Source organism: Nitrosococcus oceani ATCC 19707 (genome assembly GCF_000012805.1).
Classification (GTDB): domain Bacteria; phylum Pseudomonadota; class Gammaproteobacteria; order Nitrosococcales; family Nitrosococcaceae; genus Nitrosococcus; species Nitrosococcus oceani.
The window spans coordinates 1,088,239-1,103,975 of record NC_007484.1; the positions used below are offsets into that span (position 1 = coordinate 1,088,239).

Below are 15,737 nucleotides of genomic sequence, written 5' to 3' on the forward strand. Positions count from 1 at the left end.
CATGGCATTAAAGGGAACCTATATAACGTGGGTTCTAAAAGTTTAGATGACGTTTTTTGCTAATAATTTCATTTTTTCGGCTAAATCGTCATAATAGGATTTAATTATTGGCCTATTGCCGTTAAAATTAGTTATCGAAATTTAAAATTGGGATAGATTGAAAGGAGTTTTATACATGGCTAGAGCAAAAAAACCCTCTGAAATGGAAAATATGCGGGCAGAAAATCCTGTCACAATGTTAGAGGTTAAATTTGCTACAGTGCGGCAAAAACTACCTGCTGAGTATGAAAAAGCAATCACAGGAGCAGGGCGAGTATTGGCTTCCAGGATTAAAAAGCTGGATACTTTGAACGGCCGCCTTACAAAGGCTAGGGAGCGGCTAGCGAAAGCGCGGGAGCAGCAAAAAATTAAGGCTACGGCCGCAGTGCAAGCCAGGTTCGAGAAAGCACGGTTAGCAGTTGCGGAGTTGAAGGTGGAGAGCGCTGATCTCCGTGCTGAGATCGTTGGGTTAAGGAAGGAAATCTCGAATCTTAAGAAGCGTTCCCGGCAGTTCCAAACTATTGAGAAAGCGATCCAAAAGCTTGAAAAAAAAGCAGCTAAGCCTCATAAGCCCCGGCGCAGAAAAAAAACCAAGGCCTCGGATCGGAAAATAGCCCTTGAGTCTCAATGGGAACGGTTTACTGCTGGCTCATCCTTAAATAAGGAGTCAGCGTTTGCTGAGCACGAGATAGAAGCTGAGGTTGAGTAAACCCGAATTTAGACCATAAGCATAAATAACCGCCAGGGAGAGTCTTTTGGCGTAGCAGTGCTGAAATTACCAATTCCATTGATTTGTGAGGATGATGTCTTTGCGGTACTAGGAGCGGGGGCGCTCCTGCTAACGATTAATAATCGTTTGGCGCGGGAACTTCAACATCGTTATGATCGGGTCCAGCAGGTAAAAGGATTAACCGTCTGGGAAACGCCGCAAATTCTTCCTTGGTCGGTTTGGTTGCAGCGCTGTTACGATTATCAAACGTTGACTCTCACTGAAACAGATAATTCTAGCCCTGCCCTGCTTAGTCCCTTACAGGAACAAAGTTTATGGGAGCGGGTGATCTATGATTCGCCCTATAGCGGGGCGCTATTACAAGTTCCTGCCACGGTTCGTACAGCCCAGGAAGCATGGCGGCTGTGGCATGCCTGGCGCCTCCCCCTAGCGGGCCAATCCCTCTTTCTAACGGAAGATACCCAAGCTTTTCTAGAATGGGCTCAGGTTTTTGAGGACTATTGTCGGGTGGATCATTGGTTGGATAATGCCCGTTTACCCGATGCTGTGGGCGGGATGTTGGAAAGCGGGCAAATTCCTTTGCCGGGAACAGTTATCTTGGCAGGATTTGATGAATACACCCCCCAGCAACAAGAGCTTCTAGCCGTTCTTGAACGGCAGGGAGTTTTGCTTCAGGTCTTTGCTAATCAGGGCGGCTCACAACAAACCAGGCGGGTAGCCCTAGCCGATACGATAGAAGAGATTACTGTGGCGGCCCGCTGGGCTCGGCATAGGCTAGAACACTCTCCTGGGGAGAAGATTGGAGTTATTGTCCCTGAGCTGGAATTTTTACGGGTTCAGGTGGCGCGTATTTTCGATGATATCCTTCATCCTGAAGCTGTATTGCCAGGCCGGGGGAGGATAGAGCGGGCTTACAATCTTTCCTTGGCGCAGCCGTTAGCGGACAATCCTTTAGTTCATACAGCGCTACTTATTTTGGAGCTTAGCAAAGGGGAACTCTCCATGGTGGAGATGGGGGCGTTCTTGCGCTCGCCTTTTGTGGGTGCGGCAGAGCAGGAATTTTCTCATCGCGCCCTTTTGGATGCTTATCTCCGCAAGACTCGGGAAGAGAGGGTGTCGTTAGAACGCTTATGGAAGGCTGCTATTACAGCGCGGGAGGAGGACGCTAACCACAGGTGTCCCGCCTTGGGAGAACGGCTCCAGCAGTTTAAGGTTGAGGTTGATTCATTGCCGGCGAGACAGCCTCCGAGCGGTTGGGCCCAGAGTTTTACCTGCTGGCTTCAATTGTTAGGCTGGCCTGGAGAGCGCCCCCTTGATAGTGAAGAATATCAAGCAGTTTCGGCTTGGCATAAAAGCATACAGTCTTTTTCCAGTTTGGATCGGGTAGTGCCCTCCTTAAAAAAAAATGTAGCCATTGGAAAATTCCGGCACCTGCTCGTGGAAACTTTGTTTCAACCCGAAAATCCTATTGTGCCGGTTCAGGTGATGGGGGTTTTGGAAGCGGCTGGCGAGCAGTTCGATGCCGCCTGGATGCTGGGACTGCATGATGGTATTTGGCCGACGGCGCCTCGCCCTAATCCCCTGCTACCCATCGAGCTGCAACGTCACTATCGTTTGCCCCATGCTTCCGCCGAACGGGAGCTGGCATATACTCGCGTGGTAACGGAGCGTTTGCTTGCCAGCGCACCTGTGGTCATTGTCAGTCACCCCCGCCGGGAGGGCGACAGGGATCTACGGCCTAGCCCCCTTATTGCTGAGCTAGCGTCTGTCCTTCCAGAAAGATTGCAATTAGCTTCGGTTGAGTCCTATGTCAATGAGATTCAGCAAACGGGGAGAATGGAAACTTTGGTCGACGCGCAGGGACCTCCCTTGGAAGCAGGCGCCCAGGTGGGGGGCGGCACCGGACTGCTTAAGGCTCAGGCTGCTTGTCCTTTCCGCGCTTTTGCCGAGTATCGCCTTGGCGCCAAAGGTCTTGAAGAACCCAGCGTGGGTTTAGAATCTTTGGACCAAGGAATTTTGATTCACGTTGCTTTGCAATATTTGTGGGAAAAATTGCAAAATCAGCATACCCTTTTATCCTGTAGCGCTGAAGAATTACATGGGCTAATAGCAGAGGCAGCAAAACAAGCGATTGCTACGCAAACGGCAGTACGCCCCCGGATTTTTACCGAGCGGTTTACTGCTATAGAGCAGGAGCGGTTGGAGCAGTTGTTGCTGGAATGGCTGGAGCGGGACAAGCAACGGCCCCCTTTTGCCGTGTTGCATCAAGAGAGGTCTCAGCCCCTAAACCTTGGTGGTCTCAGTTTGGATACCAGGGCGGATCGGATTGATCAGTTGGAAAGCGGGGAGCGGGTTATTGTGGATTATAAGACCGGTCGCTCTAATCCCCGGCACTGGTTTGGCGAGCGGCCCGAAGAGCCCCAGCTTCCTTTATATTGTATCGCCCATGAGGCACCTCTGGCGGCCGTCCTGTTTGCGCAAGTCCGTCGAGGAGAGATGAAGTATCTGGGGGTTACTAAAGAAGAAGGAAGTATGCCTGAAGTTGCTGTTTTTACTCGTGTTGCTGGCGGTCTAGACAGTTGGGAAGAGTTATTAGCGCGATGGTTTCAGGTTCTCCACGCTCTTGCCGTGGAGGTCGTGGAGGGGTATGCGGCCGTAGCGCCAAGGGATGCTAACAGTTGCGATTATTGTGCTTTACCTGGGTTATGCCGGATTAAAGAGCTGGGCGGTGGCGCTGCTAAAAATAAAAAAGAACGGGACAGGAATGATTAATCCGTCTATCCCGGATGCCGATGCCCGGCGGCAGGCCCTCAATCCCCATGGCTCCTTTATTGTGCAAGCGCCCGCCGGTTCAGGTAAAACAGAACTCCTAACCCAGCGTTACTTGATGCTGCTGGCGCGGGTGGAAGCGCCGGAGGAGATCGTCGCTATTACTTTTACCCGCAAAGCGGCTGCGGAGATGCGCTACCGGATCATAGCGGCCCTTGCCAGTGCCAAGGAGAACCAGCCGCCAAAAACTGAACCAGCCAAAACCACTTGGGATCTGGCTTGCGCGGTGCGGCGCCGCGATGAAGGGAAGGGATGGTCACTTGAGGACCATCCTGCCCGTTTGCGCATTCAGACTATTGATTCTCTCTGCGCCAGTTTAACCCGGCAGATGCCCCTTTTATCCCGCTTTGGCGCCCAGCCCGGAATTACCGAAGATGCGGAGAGGCTCTATCGCCAGGCTGCGCACAGGACTTTGGCAGAGGTGGAAAGTGGCGCGGAATGGTCCGCTAGCGTGGAAACCTTGCTCCGCCATTTGAATAATAATTGGGGAAAAATCGAACGGCTGCTTTCGGCAATGCTTGCCCGGCGGGATCAATGGTTGCGCCATCTCGCTGGCGATGAACAATTGCAGCGAGAAATTTTGGAAGAAGCGCTCCAGGGGGTTATCCAGGACGGATTGAAGCGGGCTAGCCGTTATTGTCCCGAGTCGATGCTGGCAGAAATATTGGAGCTTGCCCGTTTCGCTGCTAGTAATGTTGCCGCTACTGCTCCAGCCTCTCCTATTCAGGCTTGTCGAGATCTCTGGAATTGGCCTGGAATCCAGGCCGAGGCATTACCCCATTGGCTAGGGCTAGCCCAGCTTTTGTTGACGGATGAGGGCGAATGGCGCCAGCAAGCAAATAAAAATATTGGTTTTCCCGCCCCTAGCGCTGCCCGCGGCCAGGAGGAGAGGCAATTTCTCAAGGAACAAAAACGCGCCTTGTTAGATTGTCTTGCACGTTTGGAAGGAGAAGAAGCGTTGCGCCGTGCGCTGCATGGTCTGCGTTTCCTGCCCTCGGCCTCTTACACGGCAGCTCAGTGGCAGTTGATGGAGGCTCTATTTCAACTCTTGCCCTTGGCGGTAGCTCAATTGCAATTGGTATTTCAAGAGCAAGGTGAAGTGGATTTTACCGAGGTGGCTCAGCGGGCAGTAGTCGCCTTGGGGGAGGCTGAGGCGCCCACGGATTTAGCCTTGGCCTTAGATTACCAGATTCGGCATTTGCTGATGGATGAGTTTCAGGATACCAGTCTCAGTCAGTATATCTTATTGGAAAGGTTAACTCTTGGCTGGGAAGCGGGTGAGGGGCGGACTTTATTGGTGGTTGGCGATCCCATGCAGTCTATTTATCGCTTCCGAGAGGCTGAAGTGGGACTCTATTTGCAGGCTTGGTGGCAAGGAGTGGGGCTGTTGCCCCTGACGCCGTTAACCTTATCGGTGAACTTTCGCTCTCAGCAAGGCATTGTGGATTGGGTTAATCAGTCTTTTCGCCAGATTTTGCCGGTAGCCCAGGAAATAGCAACTGGCGCCGTCCCTTATAGTCAGTCCCATGCCTTTCATCCCCCTTTAATGGCACCGGCAGTCCAGATTCATCCCTTTTTTGAAAAAGGCTCGCTAGCAGAAGCAAAAAGGGTGGTCCATCTGGTCCAGCAAACCAGACAGGCGGCGCCAAATTCTACTATTGCCATCCTGGTACGCAGTCGGGGGCATCTAGCCGGGATTGTACCTCTGCTGAGAGAGGCGGGAGTGGGTTTCCGGGCCTTGGAGATTGAGCCCTTGGGCAGTCGTCCGATCGTGCAAGATTTACTGGCTTTGACCAAGGCCCTGTTTCATCTGGGGGATCGTCTTAGTTGGCTAACGGTGTTGCGCGCTCCTTGGTGCGGTTTAACCTTGGCGGATCTCTATGTTCTGGCAGGTGAAGATAAGCAGGCAGCCGTTTGGGACCGTATCCAGGAAGATGCTTGTATTCAGGGGCTGAGCGAAGAGGGCCGGGAGCGGCTTGGCAGGCTCCGCCAGGTATTCGCCAAAGCTTTGGGAGAACGCCGGCGGACCTCTCCTCGCCGGCAGGTGGAAGGAGTATGGCTGGCTCTTGGTGGACCCGCCTGTGTGACTGATTCCATAGCGCTGGAGGAGGCTTCGGTTTACCTGGATTTGTTAGAGCGGGAGGCGGTAGCGGGTGAGATTCTTGATTTCAGAGCCCTGGAGGAGTCAGTAGCGCAGCTCTTTGCCCCACCGGATAAGGAGGCGGATGAGACTTTACAGATTATGACGATCCATCGAGCTAAGGGGCTGGAATTCGATACGGTGATTGTGCCTGGCCTAGGACGTCCCCCCCGTCATGAAAGTCACCAATTACTGCTTTGGGCGGAGCGCCCAACTGTCCATTATCCAACGGGAGATGATGGCGCCCTCTTGTTAGCGCCTATTTCCGGGGCGGGCAGATCCCAAGATTCTATCTATCAGTATATTAAAAGGCTCCATGAAGAAAAGGGGGAATTCGAAAATGGTCGCCTGCTCTATGTGGCGGTAACGCGGGCAAAACACCGGTTGCATCTGTTTGGGCAGGTGGATCTGGATGACACAGGCAAACCCAAGGTGCCCTCAAAGCATTCTCTTTTGGCTTCTTTGTGGCCTGCGGTAAAAGGAAAATTCGAAGCAACGGCTCTTCTCCAAAGAGAAACCGAGAATCGGGAAGAAGGAAGAGACCCAGGGGATTCTTCAATCTCTGGCTTTATTTCCCGGCTAAGCACCCAATGGCAATGTCCCGCCCCTATAGCAGGAGTTAAAGCGGATATCGAAGTTTTGCCGGAGGCAGCTTCTGCCTTGGATCCCATTGAATTTGATTGGGCGGGAGAGACCGCTCGTCATATAGGGACGGTAGTTCACCGCTATCTTCAAATCATTGCCGGGGAAGGCCCCGAGCACTGGAGCTTGGCTCGGATCACCGCGCTTGCGCCCGCCTTGCGCCAGGCGCTGATGCAACAGGGGGTAATGCCTAACGAGATGGAGAATGCCATAGAACGCGCCCGGGAAGTACTCAGGCAGACTCTCGAAGATCCGCGAGGGCGTTGGATTCTTGCTTCGAACTACCGGCAGGCGCGGAATGAATATTCTTTGAGCGGTGTTTTAAACGGTCGAATTATCCGGGCGGTTATTGATCGCACCTTTATTGATGAGGCAGGAGTTCGGTGGATTGTGGATTATAAAACCGGCGTCCATGAAGGTGGTGGTAGGGAGGAATTTCTCAATAGAGAACAGGAGCGCTATCACCCTCAGCTGGAGCGTTATGCTGCTCTGATGGCGCTTAAAGTACCTGGGACGGAGAAAATACGATTGGGGCTTTATTATCCTCAGATAGGCGGTTGGCGAGAGTGGGAGTGGTCTAAAAAAATCTTTTAAAAACGACTGCTCGGGGAGATGCTAAGGCGCGTTTTGCAATGTTCAGGTATGATGGTATGGCCGTAATTTTAGTGATGATTTGCCTGTTATCAGACACAGTGACTCTTTATAATTAGAATAGTTTCTAAGCGAGCAGGAAAGAATGAAACAATTTGGTATACGTATTACCTTATCTTCTAGCGATACCATGCGGGCATCCCATTTGCTCGGCGAAGATTGGGAATCTTACCGCTGGTACCGGACCGTGGAAGAGCGGGATAAAGCGTTTGAAGAATTACAACAGCCACTCCCCTATTATCAACGGGCGGATAATTCGAATCTTATTTTGACAAAAGTTGAAAATAACCACTCAGTCGAATAAGCATTTAATTGATAAAGTTGTTCCACCAAGGAGGAAATAATGGCTAGAACTGAGTCTATGATGTTAGATTTGGGTACCCAGGCACCGGATTTTCAACTACTAGAGCCGGCAACAGGGCGTACCGTGTCACTAGCGGATTTTAAGGGAGCCGGTGGATTGTTGGTGATTTTTATGTGTAACCACTGTCCCTATGTGAAACATATCAGCAGTGCGCTCTCCCAATTTGCTCGCGAATACCAGCCTAAAGGTTTGGCGATTGTGGGAATTAGCGTCAATGATGTGGAAAACTACCCCGATGATAGCCCAGAGAAAATGGCGGAGGAAGTAGAAGCCCAGGGATATATTTTCCCTTATCTATATGATGAAACCCAGGAGATTGCAAAGGCCTATAAGGCAGCCTGCACTCCGGACTTTTTTCTCTTTGATAAAAATCACAAGTTGGTTTACCGGGGTCAGTTCGATGATAGCCGGCCCGGTAATGATTTACCGGTGACCGGTGAGGATCTTCAGACGGCTGTCAAAGCAGTGCTCAGTGGCCAGCCTATTCCCAATGAACAGCGGCCCAGTATGGGTTGCAACATTAAATGGAAGCCGGGGAACGAACCAGATTATTTCGGATAGTGGCGTCCAAATAGTAGCAAGAAAGGCTGTGTAGAGAAGCCCTTTTTGTATACTTATTGTGGCGCGAAGGAGAGTCTTTCAAAGATATTTTAATTTATCGCAAGAGAGCTCTTACTCTAAGAGGTAGAGTTTAAAGAGGTAAGTTTCCTTCGCGCCAGCTTCTGCTTGACTAGCCATGACCACGATTCGATCATTAGAGTGGATGATGTTTTCTTCCTGAAGCTGTTTAAGGGCAGGGCAGATAAGATTTTCTAGCGTTTCTTCATGGGGCATGGTAATCAGGGAATGTCCCCAATGGAGGAGTAATTGCCGCAGTAGCCGTTCTTCAACCACTACGCCATAGACGGGAACGCTGCTGCGGGCTGAGGAAAGCGCCCGCAGGGTGGCGCCAGAAAGAGAAAAGGCCAGGATACAGCGGGCCTTTGTATTGTGAGCTAGATTAACGGCTGAAGCGGCCATTTTATCGTGCATGTCTTGTTTACCCCGTACCGGGATTTCACCCTTAACATTTCGGAGTTCTTTCTCCGCCTCCCGGCAAATACGATTCATTTCCTGAACTGCTTGAATGGGATAGCGGCCTGAAGCCGTCTCTCCAGACAACATGACTGCATCCGAACCGCCAATGACGGCATGGTACACGTCGTTAACTTCGGCCCGGGTAGGGATATCATGATGAGTCATGCTTTCCAGCATTTGGGTGGCAGTAATGACTGGAACGCCAAAGGCATTGGCTTTTTGGATAATGGCCTTTTGGATGTTTGGGACCTTCTCCCGCGGCAGAGTTACCCCTAAATCGCCTCGGGCAACAAGAACGCCATCGGCCACTTGCAAGATTTCGTCGAGGTTGTCAATGCCTTTATGATCTTCAATTTTAGCAATGATAAATGAATTTTTTTGACCCCATTCAGCAAGGCGTAAGCGCATTTCGATAATCTCTGTCGCCGAGCGGACAAAAGACATAGCGACCATATCCACATCGAGAAAGACGCCAAAGCGAGCATCGGTTGCGTCTTTCTCGTTAAGGAGGGGAAAGCTAAGCTGAGAATCGGGAAAGATTACCCCTTTTCGACTTCTAAGCTGGCCGCCAAATTTGACTTGGCAATGAAGATCTTTCTCCTCAATTGAGAGAACTTCTAGCTCAATGGAAGCATCGTCAAGAAACACTTTTTGGCCTGGTGTGACATATTGGATGATATCTTGATAATCAATGCCAATCCGCTTGCTGGAGATCGTTTCGCCATGACCTAACAGAATCTCCTGGCCTTCCTCAAGGGAAAGGGATGGTGGGTGCTGAACCTTGCCTACCCGTACTTTGTGTCCTTGGAGGTCTTGGAGGATAGCAACGGGCTTCATAAGACGCTGGGCGGCTTCTCGGATTTCGCAAGCGATTCTCCCATGACTTTCATGGTTGCCATGGGAAAAATTTAAACGGGCGACGTTCATTCCCGACAGCAGCATTTTTCTCAGGATAGCGGGCGAACGGCTGGCAGGTCCGATAGTGCAGACGATACGGCATGCTCGTGGATCCTTTTCAAATTTGAAGGGAGAATCCCCTTCATGGTCTGCTTTTTTTTGTTTCTTTGAAATCACGAGACGTCCCTTGCAAACGGATTCAATGGGTCTTTGTCAACGTTGCGCCACAGGGTGAGAAGGTTTTAATTTCTTCCTTGCAAGCCATTCAATAATAATACCGTTGACTTGCTCCGGCGTTTCTTGCTGCACCCAGTGGGAGATGCGGGGAAGATAGCGCAGAGTAAGATCACTTACATAGCGTTCGGTTCCGTAGGTGGTTTCTTTTCCTAAGGCTAAATCTTCTTCACCCCAGATCATTAAAGTAGGTACTTCAATCAACGGTAAATAGCCATGATATCTGTGCCATGGTAATTCTCGGAACAGCGCCCGATAATAGTTTATCATGGCTCGGAGCGCACCAGGCTGGGCGGCATTACGGCGATAGACATTAATGACATCAGGGGGGAAACGATCTTTATTGACTGCCAGGTAGCGTATGGTTTTACCTAGGAGACAAGCATTTCTCCTACTAAGTAGCCATTCTGGAAACCAGGGAATCTGGAAAAAGAGTATATACCAAGATTTCCTTAGCTGCTGCCATGTTTTCAGGGATTTAAGGAAGAGTGCGGGGTGGGGCACATTCATAATGATAAGGCCCTCTAAAGGATGGATTTTGCTAATGGCGAATAGCCATGCGAGGGCAGCTCCCCAGTCATGGCCGATAAGTAAAACGGAGCGGCAACGGGAAGCTTTGATAAGTGCGGCAATATCTGCAAGGAGATGATCAGTATGGTAAGCGGCTACTTTTGAGGGGCGTGAGCTACGCCCGTAACCGCGCAGATTTGGTGCCCAAACGCGGTAACCTTGGTCTGCGAGCAGTGGTATCTGATAACGCCATGAATAGCTGCATTCAGGGAAACCATGGAGACAAAGGGCAAGCCGTTTCCCATATCCGCATTGTTCAACCTCAAAGTAAAGACCATTCGCTGGAATGAGTCGGGTCTCTATGGGCGCCATGAACTACGGATCGGTTTGTGCCCGTTTTCCAAGCAGGGCGTAGATGACTCGGTACATTCGCCATAGATCCGGTAGTTCCTCAGTCCAGAAGGCACGGGTAAAGAGGCTTTGAAAGTTAAAGTCTACGTGGGTGAGCACCTGTTCTATTAAGTACACCTTCGTTTGCTTGGGAGGCAAAGCATCGGCTAAGGCGAGGCTTTCAGTATAAGGGATGAGAGGATCGTTCTTACCGTGGATGAGGAAGAGCTGGGCTTGAAGCTGGGTTAAATCTTTATTGCTTAGGCTAAAGTTTTTGATGAACTGGTGAAGCTCCGCTGGTAGGGTTCGGATGAGGCCGGGGACTTTTTCTGGGTCGGTGTTACTTAAAAGAGTATAGACGGCTTTTCCCGCCGGTCCTAAGTGAGGCGCGAGAGAGGCAATCTCCGCATCCGGATTGCGGATCTTAATCTGTATCATCTCTTCTAGGACCATTTGATCCGTTGAATTGGTAAGGTAGTTAAGGCTGGTTGCCGCAAAGACAAGCTTTCCGTATTCACTGGGATTTGGATAATAAGTGTTGTCTGAAAGATAACCTGTGGTAAAAAAGCGGATAGTCGTTTCTAAATTATAATAGCCGCCTACTCCAAGAATGAATTGCACCTTGGTACGGGCATCTTCTTCGAGGGCGGCAATGACTCCTAGACCCACAGAGAAACTGAAGGTCCCGATTCCCAGATGGCCTGGAGGAATCAGCTCAGGACGACTCGCCAGATAGAGAAGGGCATCGGCAATTACCCGCGGGTGTTCCGGCCTTACTTGGAGATGCCGAAACTCTTTTAACTCTGGAGTGAACACGGCAAAGCGAGCCCGTGCTAAAGTTTTGGCAAAGGCGATTAGGCGAGAGTCATCTTTGCCACGGGGAACGATACCAGGGATTAATACGATTCCCGCTTGAGGAGGCGCGGAGGCGGGTAGATAAAGCGTTCCACGGTGGATGCGGTTCCTGATCCTATAGGTGATCTCTTTTTGGTTAGGAGCGGGGGTAGCGGATTTCCAGTGTGAAGGCGTTTCCTGGGCTGCAATGTCTGCCAGTATTAGTGCTGCATCATAACTTTGCTTAGGAGCGCAGCCGCTGAGTAAAAGTATTAAGGCAGAAGCAATCCAGACATAGCTAATGAATCGCTTTCTGGGGGCGGAGGTTAAGTAATAAGAATGAATGTTCACCCCATTGCTTAACTACTGTAGCTGAATCCCGTTTAAGGCGGGAGCGTTAGAGAAATCAGAAGTCATCTTTAAATTCTGAATAAGCAACGCACCCTAATCCAAGACTTAACCCGGCATGAGTGGTGTGAAAAAGATAGACTTAATTTGCCCGTCTGGGCGGGTAGTTCTATTTTTCTTGCCGCCCATGCCGGATCAAGATCCCATCTAAAGTTAGGAAGTTTTCTTATAGCGCGGTTATTTTTTTCTCTTTGCTTGGAGTGCTTACCTTGCGTTGAGTACGTTTAACAGTTTTTTTGGTGCGCTGCTTACGCTCCCATTGCTGCTCCCATTTCTTTTCAAAAACAGCGATAGCATGGGCTTTAGCGGTTGCCTTTTTTTCAGCTAGGCGCTTTTCTTGTTCTTCAGATTTGATGCGATCACGTTCCGCTTTTTCCTCAGCTTTGAGGTTCGCCTTTGCCTGGCGTAATTCTCCTGCCGCTTCTCGCTTGGCTTCTTTTGCTTTAGTTAGGGCTTCGCGCGCTCGTTCGGCAGCAGCTATTGTGGTAGCGCGCTTGGTTTCTTTAGCTTTAGTGACGGCTTGTGCTGCCCGCTCTTTTGCCTTATCAAGCCGTTCCGCAGCCTTGTCCAGTTTTTTCTGAGCTAGCGTAGTTGCCTTTTCGGCACGGGATATTGCCTCGCTCACCTGTGGTACTTGTTGGCGTGCGCTCTTAGCTGTTTTCCTTTTCGTCGTCCGTTTTGCCATAATCTTGATTTTGAAGTTTGGATGAAACACATTTGCAAGGATAGCGCAGAGAGCAGGTAACTGCCAAATAAAATAAGCGTTAAATTGAGAAATACTTAAATTGTCCTGCTATATAAATTTGTTCTTGACATTAGCGCGTTATTTTACAGAATGCCTTCCTTCAGCCGTAATATAAAAAATTAATGGAAATAAAAGATGACAGCCAAGGATATTCATCTCCCTTATTTTGATTTGCTACTGGCGCAACTAGAACAAGAGAATGCAAAATTGGAGCTTGCTTTTGGGCGCCATGTCCACTGGGGCTATTGGAGTGAACCGCCGCAAGGGGTGGTTTCACCGAAAGATTTTGCCCAGGCAGCGGAGAATCTGAGTAAAGAAATTTACTTTGCGGCCAACACGAAAAATAACCAGCGAATTTTGGATGTGGGCTGTGGGTTTGGAGGCACTGTTGCAAGCTTAAATGAAAACTTCTCTGGCATGGAGTTGATCGGACTGAATATTGATATTCGGCAATTACTTCGAGCACAAGAAAAGATAAAGGCCCGTCCGGGCAACGTCATTTACTTTGAAGCAGCTGATGCCTGCGCGTTACCTTTTCCTGATCAATCCTTTGATGTGGTTTTGGCCGTGGAGTGTATTTTTCACTTTGCCCAAAGAAGTCAGTTTTTCGCAGAGGTATGGCGGGTGCTTAAACCAGGGGGGCGATTTGCGTTTTCTGATTTTGTATCCCAAGATTTCTTTTCACCGCTGATGGCGTTTAGTTCAGGATGGCCTTTTTCAAGGGGATTTTTTGGTCACTGCAATTTGCAATATACTCTAACGCAATATCGATCCTTGGCCCAAGCCATGGGATTTAAAGAGAGAATGGAGAAGGATATTACAGAGAATACGCTGCCTACCTATGCTTTTCTCCGTGCGCTAGGGAAGGAGCTCAGAATTAAGGATCCTTCCGCCAAGCTTGAAACCTGGATAGCGGAATGGGCAAGCCGTCTTGGTTTGTTGCGCTATAGGGTGTTTTCTTTCGAGAAGTTAAAATCGGGATAAGAGTTTTGCAGGAAGAAGTTTTAACTTTTTGTTTTTCTGGCCAGTAGTTGCAAGTGCTCCATTTTAACCGTTTGCTAACCGCGCTGAAAGGTGGGTCAGGCGGGAGGTTACATGAGTCCTTTTGACGGCAATGGCAAGCGCTTTAGGCTGTCCCACAATGACAACCAGTTTTTTGCCCCGGGTAACGCCAGTGTAGAGCAGATTTTTCTGTAGCATGGTATAGTGCTGGGTGGCTAGGGGAATGACGACTGCGGGGTATTCGGAACCCTGGCTTTTGTGCACCGAGATAGCGTAGGCCAAAGCAATTTCGTCAAGCTCGCCTAACTCGTATTCTACCTCTCGGTCATCGATGCTGATATACACGAGACTTTCCTCAATATCTATTCTTGTTATTTTGCCGATATCTCCATTGAAGACTTCTTTATCATAATTATTGACGGTCTGAATGATCTTATCGCCCAGGGCAAAGGTCCAACCGAACCGGTTGATCTTGGGGCTGGCTTGGGCATTGAGTTGCTGTTGCAGAAGCGCATTAAGCGCCTGTGCTCCAAGGCTGCCGCGGTTCATGGGGGTAAGAACTTGAATATCGCGAATGGGGTCAAAGCCGAAGCGTTTAGGAATCCGCGTGCTTACTAATTCTAGGAGCCTATCCTGGATGGTTTCGGGAGACTCGGTGGGAATAAAATAGAAATCGCTGAGCGGGGCTGCTTCATGGGTTCTCTCGGGCATTTTTCCTTGATTGATTCGATGGGCATTGACAACGATTTTGGATCTGGCTGCTTGGCGAAAAACCTCGGTGAGGTGGACAGCGGTGATTTTTTTGGAAGCAATAATATCCGCTAGCACCTGCCCTGGCCCTACCGAAGGTAGCTGATCTCTATCGCCTATCAATATGCACGCCGCATGACTGGGGATGGCTTGGAGTAGCTGATTCATCAATCCCACGTCGACCATGGAAACTTCATCAATAATGACAAGATCCGTATGGAGGGGGTTACCCCTATGATGCTTGAAACCTATGGCATGAGGATTAAATTCAAGCAGACGGTGGATTGTTTTGGCTTCAAAACCGGTCGATTCGGCAAGCCGTTTTGCTGCCCGCCCGGTGGGTGCCCCAAGGTGTATCTGGATTTGCTTGACCTGAACAATTCGGATAATGCTATTGACGACAGTGGTTTTACCGACCCCCGGTCCCCCGCTAATGACAATGATTTTGCTGCCGACTGCTTGTGTAACCGCTGCGCGCTGAGAGGGAGAAAGGCGCAATCCCGTTTTCTCTTCCGCCCAGGGGATTGCCTTATCCGTATTGATTTCTCCCCAAGGGGGACGACCCTGAAGGAGGCGTTGCAAATGTTTGGCGACCCCCGTTTCAGAGCGATAAAGGGGAGTAAGAAAGAGGCAGGATTTGTCATGAATAACTTCGGCGATGAGTTGCCCTGCGGTGACTTCTTGAGCAATGGCTTGTTCGATAGTAGGAACAGGGATTTCCAGTAATTTACTAGCTGTTTCCACTAACTTGTCCTGCTCCATCGCGCAGTGTCCTTCGGTCGTAAATTCCTGGAGTACATGACGGACTCCCGCCTGGGCGCGGATGAGAGAATCGGCGGGGATTCCTAGTCGTTGGGCAATCCTATCGGCGGTTTTAAAGCCGATGCCATGGATATCTAGAGCCAGCCGGTAAGGATTTTCGCGAACCCGTTCGATAGCGTGATCGCCATAGGTCTTATAAATACGAACCGCCCTGGCGCTGCCTACGCCCTGGGATTGCAGAAACACCATGATAGCGCGAACCGCTTTTTGTTCTGCCCAGGACTGGATGACTCGCGCTTTGCGCTTGGGGCCGATACCGTCTAATTCGGTGAGGCGCTCGGCTGTATGTTCGATAACTTCGAAAACCTGCTCACCGAAGGCTTGCACCAGTTTCTTGGCGAAGTGGGGGCCGATTCCCCTGACCATGCCCGAGCCGAGATATTTTTCAATCCCTTCGAGGGTGCTGGGGGGGATGACTTTCAGATGTTTTGCTTTGAACTGAAGTCCATGGGTGCGGTCGTTAATCCACTCACCGCGACATTCCACATATTCCCCCGGCGTGACCGTAGCGGTATTGCCAACTACGGTGACGAGATTGTGTTCACCACGTACTTTGATTCGCAGGACGCAGAATCCGGTTTCCTCGCTATGAAAAGTAACCCGTTCTATGGTGCCGGCGAGGAACTCAGGCGAGGCTTCTGGGTGGAAAGCGTTCATTGGCCTGCTGGGGTGG

Annotated in this window: 11 protein-coding genes; 6 read left to right on the forward strand and 5 right to left on the reverse strand. The window is 50.2% G+C overall.

What is annotated here, in order from left to right; translation table 11 throughout:
• Positions 1 to 175 precede the first annotated feature (175 nt).
• The 5 genes from NOC_RS05390 to NOC_RS05410 all read left to right on the forward strand — a co-directional run bounded on the left by NOC_RS05390 (position 176) and on the right by NOC_RS05410 (position 7,956).
• Positions 176 to 748 carry a hypothetical protein gene (locus NOC_RS05390; RefSeq protein WP_002809849.1) on the forward strand — a complete coding sequence of 191 codons (573 nt, stop codon included), beginning with the start codon at positions 176 to 178 and terminating at the stop codon, positions 746 to 748.
• 57 nt (positions 749 to 805) lie between these two features.
• Positions 806 to 3,541, forward strand: coding sequence for a PD-(D/E)XK nuclease family protein (locus NOC_RS05395; protein ID WP_011330534.1), 2,736 nt, complete (start codon positions 806 to 808; stop codon positions 3,539 to 3,541).
• Positions 3,438 to 6,974 (forward strand): UvrD-helicase domain-containing protein, encoded by a 3,537-nt coding sequence (locus NOC_RS05400; RefSeq protein WP_244860064.1) that lies wholly within the window; start codon positions 3,438 to 3,440, stop codon positions 6,972 to 6,974. The genes NOC_RS05395 and NOC_RS05400 overlap by 104 nt, the downstream gene beginning before the upstream one ends.
• 142 nt (positions 6,975 to 7,116) lie before the next feature.
• Entirely contained in the window at positions 7,117 to 7,335 is a 219-nt protein-coding gene (locus NOC_RS05405; protein ID WP_002811561.1) for a hypothetical protein, read from the forward strand.
• 39 nt (positions 7,336 to 7,374) lie between these two features.
• Positions 7,375 to 7,956: a thioredoxin family protein gene (locus NOC_RS05410; protein ID WP_011330535.1), complete on the forward strand. Its 582-nt coding sequence runs from the start codon at positions 7,375 to 7,377 to the stop codon at positions 7,954 to 7,956.
• Positions 7,957 to 8,067: 111 nt separating this feature from the next.
• On the opposite strand, the gene pyk is transcribed toward NOC_RS05410, so the two are convergent.
• From pyk to NOC_RS05430, 4 genes are all read right to left on the reverse strand, one after another.
• Positions 8,068 to 9,546, reverse strand: a complete 1,479-nt coding sequence (gene pyk, locus NOC_RS05415; RefSeq protein ID WP_002808791.1) for a pyruvate kinase — start codon at positions 9,544 to 9,546, stop codon at positions 8,068 to 8,070.
• Between the two features lie 36 nt (positions 9,547 to 9,582).
• The gene (locus tag NOC_RS05420; RefSeq protein ID WP_002811420.1) at positions 9,583 to 10,485 is read right to left on the reverse strand and encodes an alpha/beta fold hydrolase; all 903 of its coding nucleotides are present in this window, start codon (positions 10,483 to 10,485) and stop codon (positions 9,583 to 9,585) included.
• Positions 10,486 to 10,488: 3 nt separating this feature from the next.
• Positions 10,489 to 11,688 (reverse strand): alpha/beta hydrolase, encoded by a 1,200-nt coding sequence (locus NOC_RS05425; protein WP_002810002.1) that lies wholly within the window; start codon positions 11,686 to 11,688, stop codon positions 10,489 to 10,491.
• 223 nt (positions 11,689 to 11,911) lie between these two features.
• Complete coding sequence (locus NOC_RS05430; RefSeq protein WP_011330536.1) at positions 11,912 to 12,430, reverse strand: hypothetical protein; 519 nt, start codon at positions 12,428 to 12,430, stop codon at positions 11,912 to 11,914.
• A 195-nt stretch (positions 12,431 to 12,625) separates the two neighbouring features.
• On the opposite strand from NOC_RS05430, the gene NOC_RS05435 reads away from it, so the two are divergent.
• The gene (locus tag NOC_RS05435) at positions 12,626 to 13,474 is read left to right on the forward strand and encodes a class I SAM-dependent methyltransferase (RefSeq protein WP_002810424.1); all 849 of its coding nucleotides are present in this window, start codon (positions 12,626 to 12,628) and stop codon (positions 13,472 to 13,474) included.
• Positions 13,475 to 13,537: 63 nt separating this feature from the next.
• Here the strand turns inward: NOC_RS05435 and recD2 are convergent, their stop codons facing one another.
• The gene (recD2, locus tag NOC_RS05440) at positions 13,538 to 15,721 is read right to left on the reverse strand and encodes an SF1B family DNA helicase RecD2 (RefSeq protein WP_011330537.1); all 2,184 of its coding nucleotides are present in this window, start codon (positions 15,719 to 15,721) and stop codon (positions 13,538 to 13,540) included.
• Positions 15,722 to 15,737 lie beyond the last annotated feature (16 nt).

Excerpts from the sequence above, each read along its gene's own strand:
- NOC_RS05420 (WP_002811420.1), bottom strand. The coding sequence starts at position 10,485 with ATGGCGCCCATAGAGACCCGACTCATTCCAGCGAATGGTCTTTACTTT.
- recD2 (WP_011330537.1), bottom strand. The coding sequence starts at position 15,721 with ATGAACGCTTTCCACCCAGAAGCCTCGCCTGAGTTCCTCGCCGGCACC.
- NOC_RS05410 (WP_011330535.1), top strand. The coding sequence starts at position 7,375 with ATGGCTAGAACTGAGTCTATGATGTTAGATTTGGGTACCCAGGCACCG.
- NOC_RS05390 (WP_002809849.1), top strand. The coding sequence starts at position 176 with ATGGCTAGAGCAAAAAAACCCTCTGAAATGGAAAATATGCGGGCAGAA.
- NOC_RS05430 (WP_011330536.1), bottom strand. The coding sequence starts at position 12,430 with ATGGCAAAACGGACGACGAAAAGGAAAACAGCTAAGAGCGCACGCCAA.
- NOC_RS05435 (WP_002810424.1), top strand. The coding sequence starts at position 12,626 with ATGACAGCCAAGGATATTCATCTCCCTTATTTTGATTTGCTACTGGCG.
- NOC_RS05400 (WP_244860064.1), top strand. The coding sequence starts at position 3,438 with ATGCTAACAGTTGCGATTATTGTGCTTTACCTGGGTTATGCCGGATTA.
- NOC_RS05405 (WP_002811561.1), top strand. The coding sequence starts at position 7,117 with ATGAAACAATTTGGTATACGTATTACCTTATCTTCTAGCGATACCATG.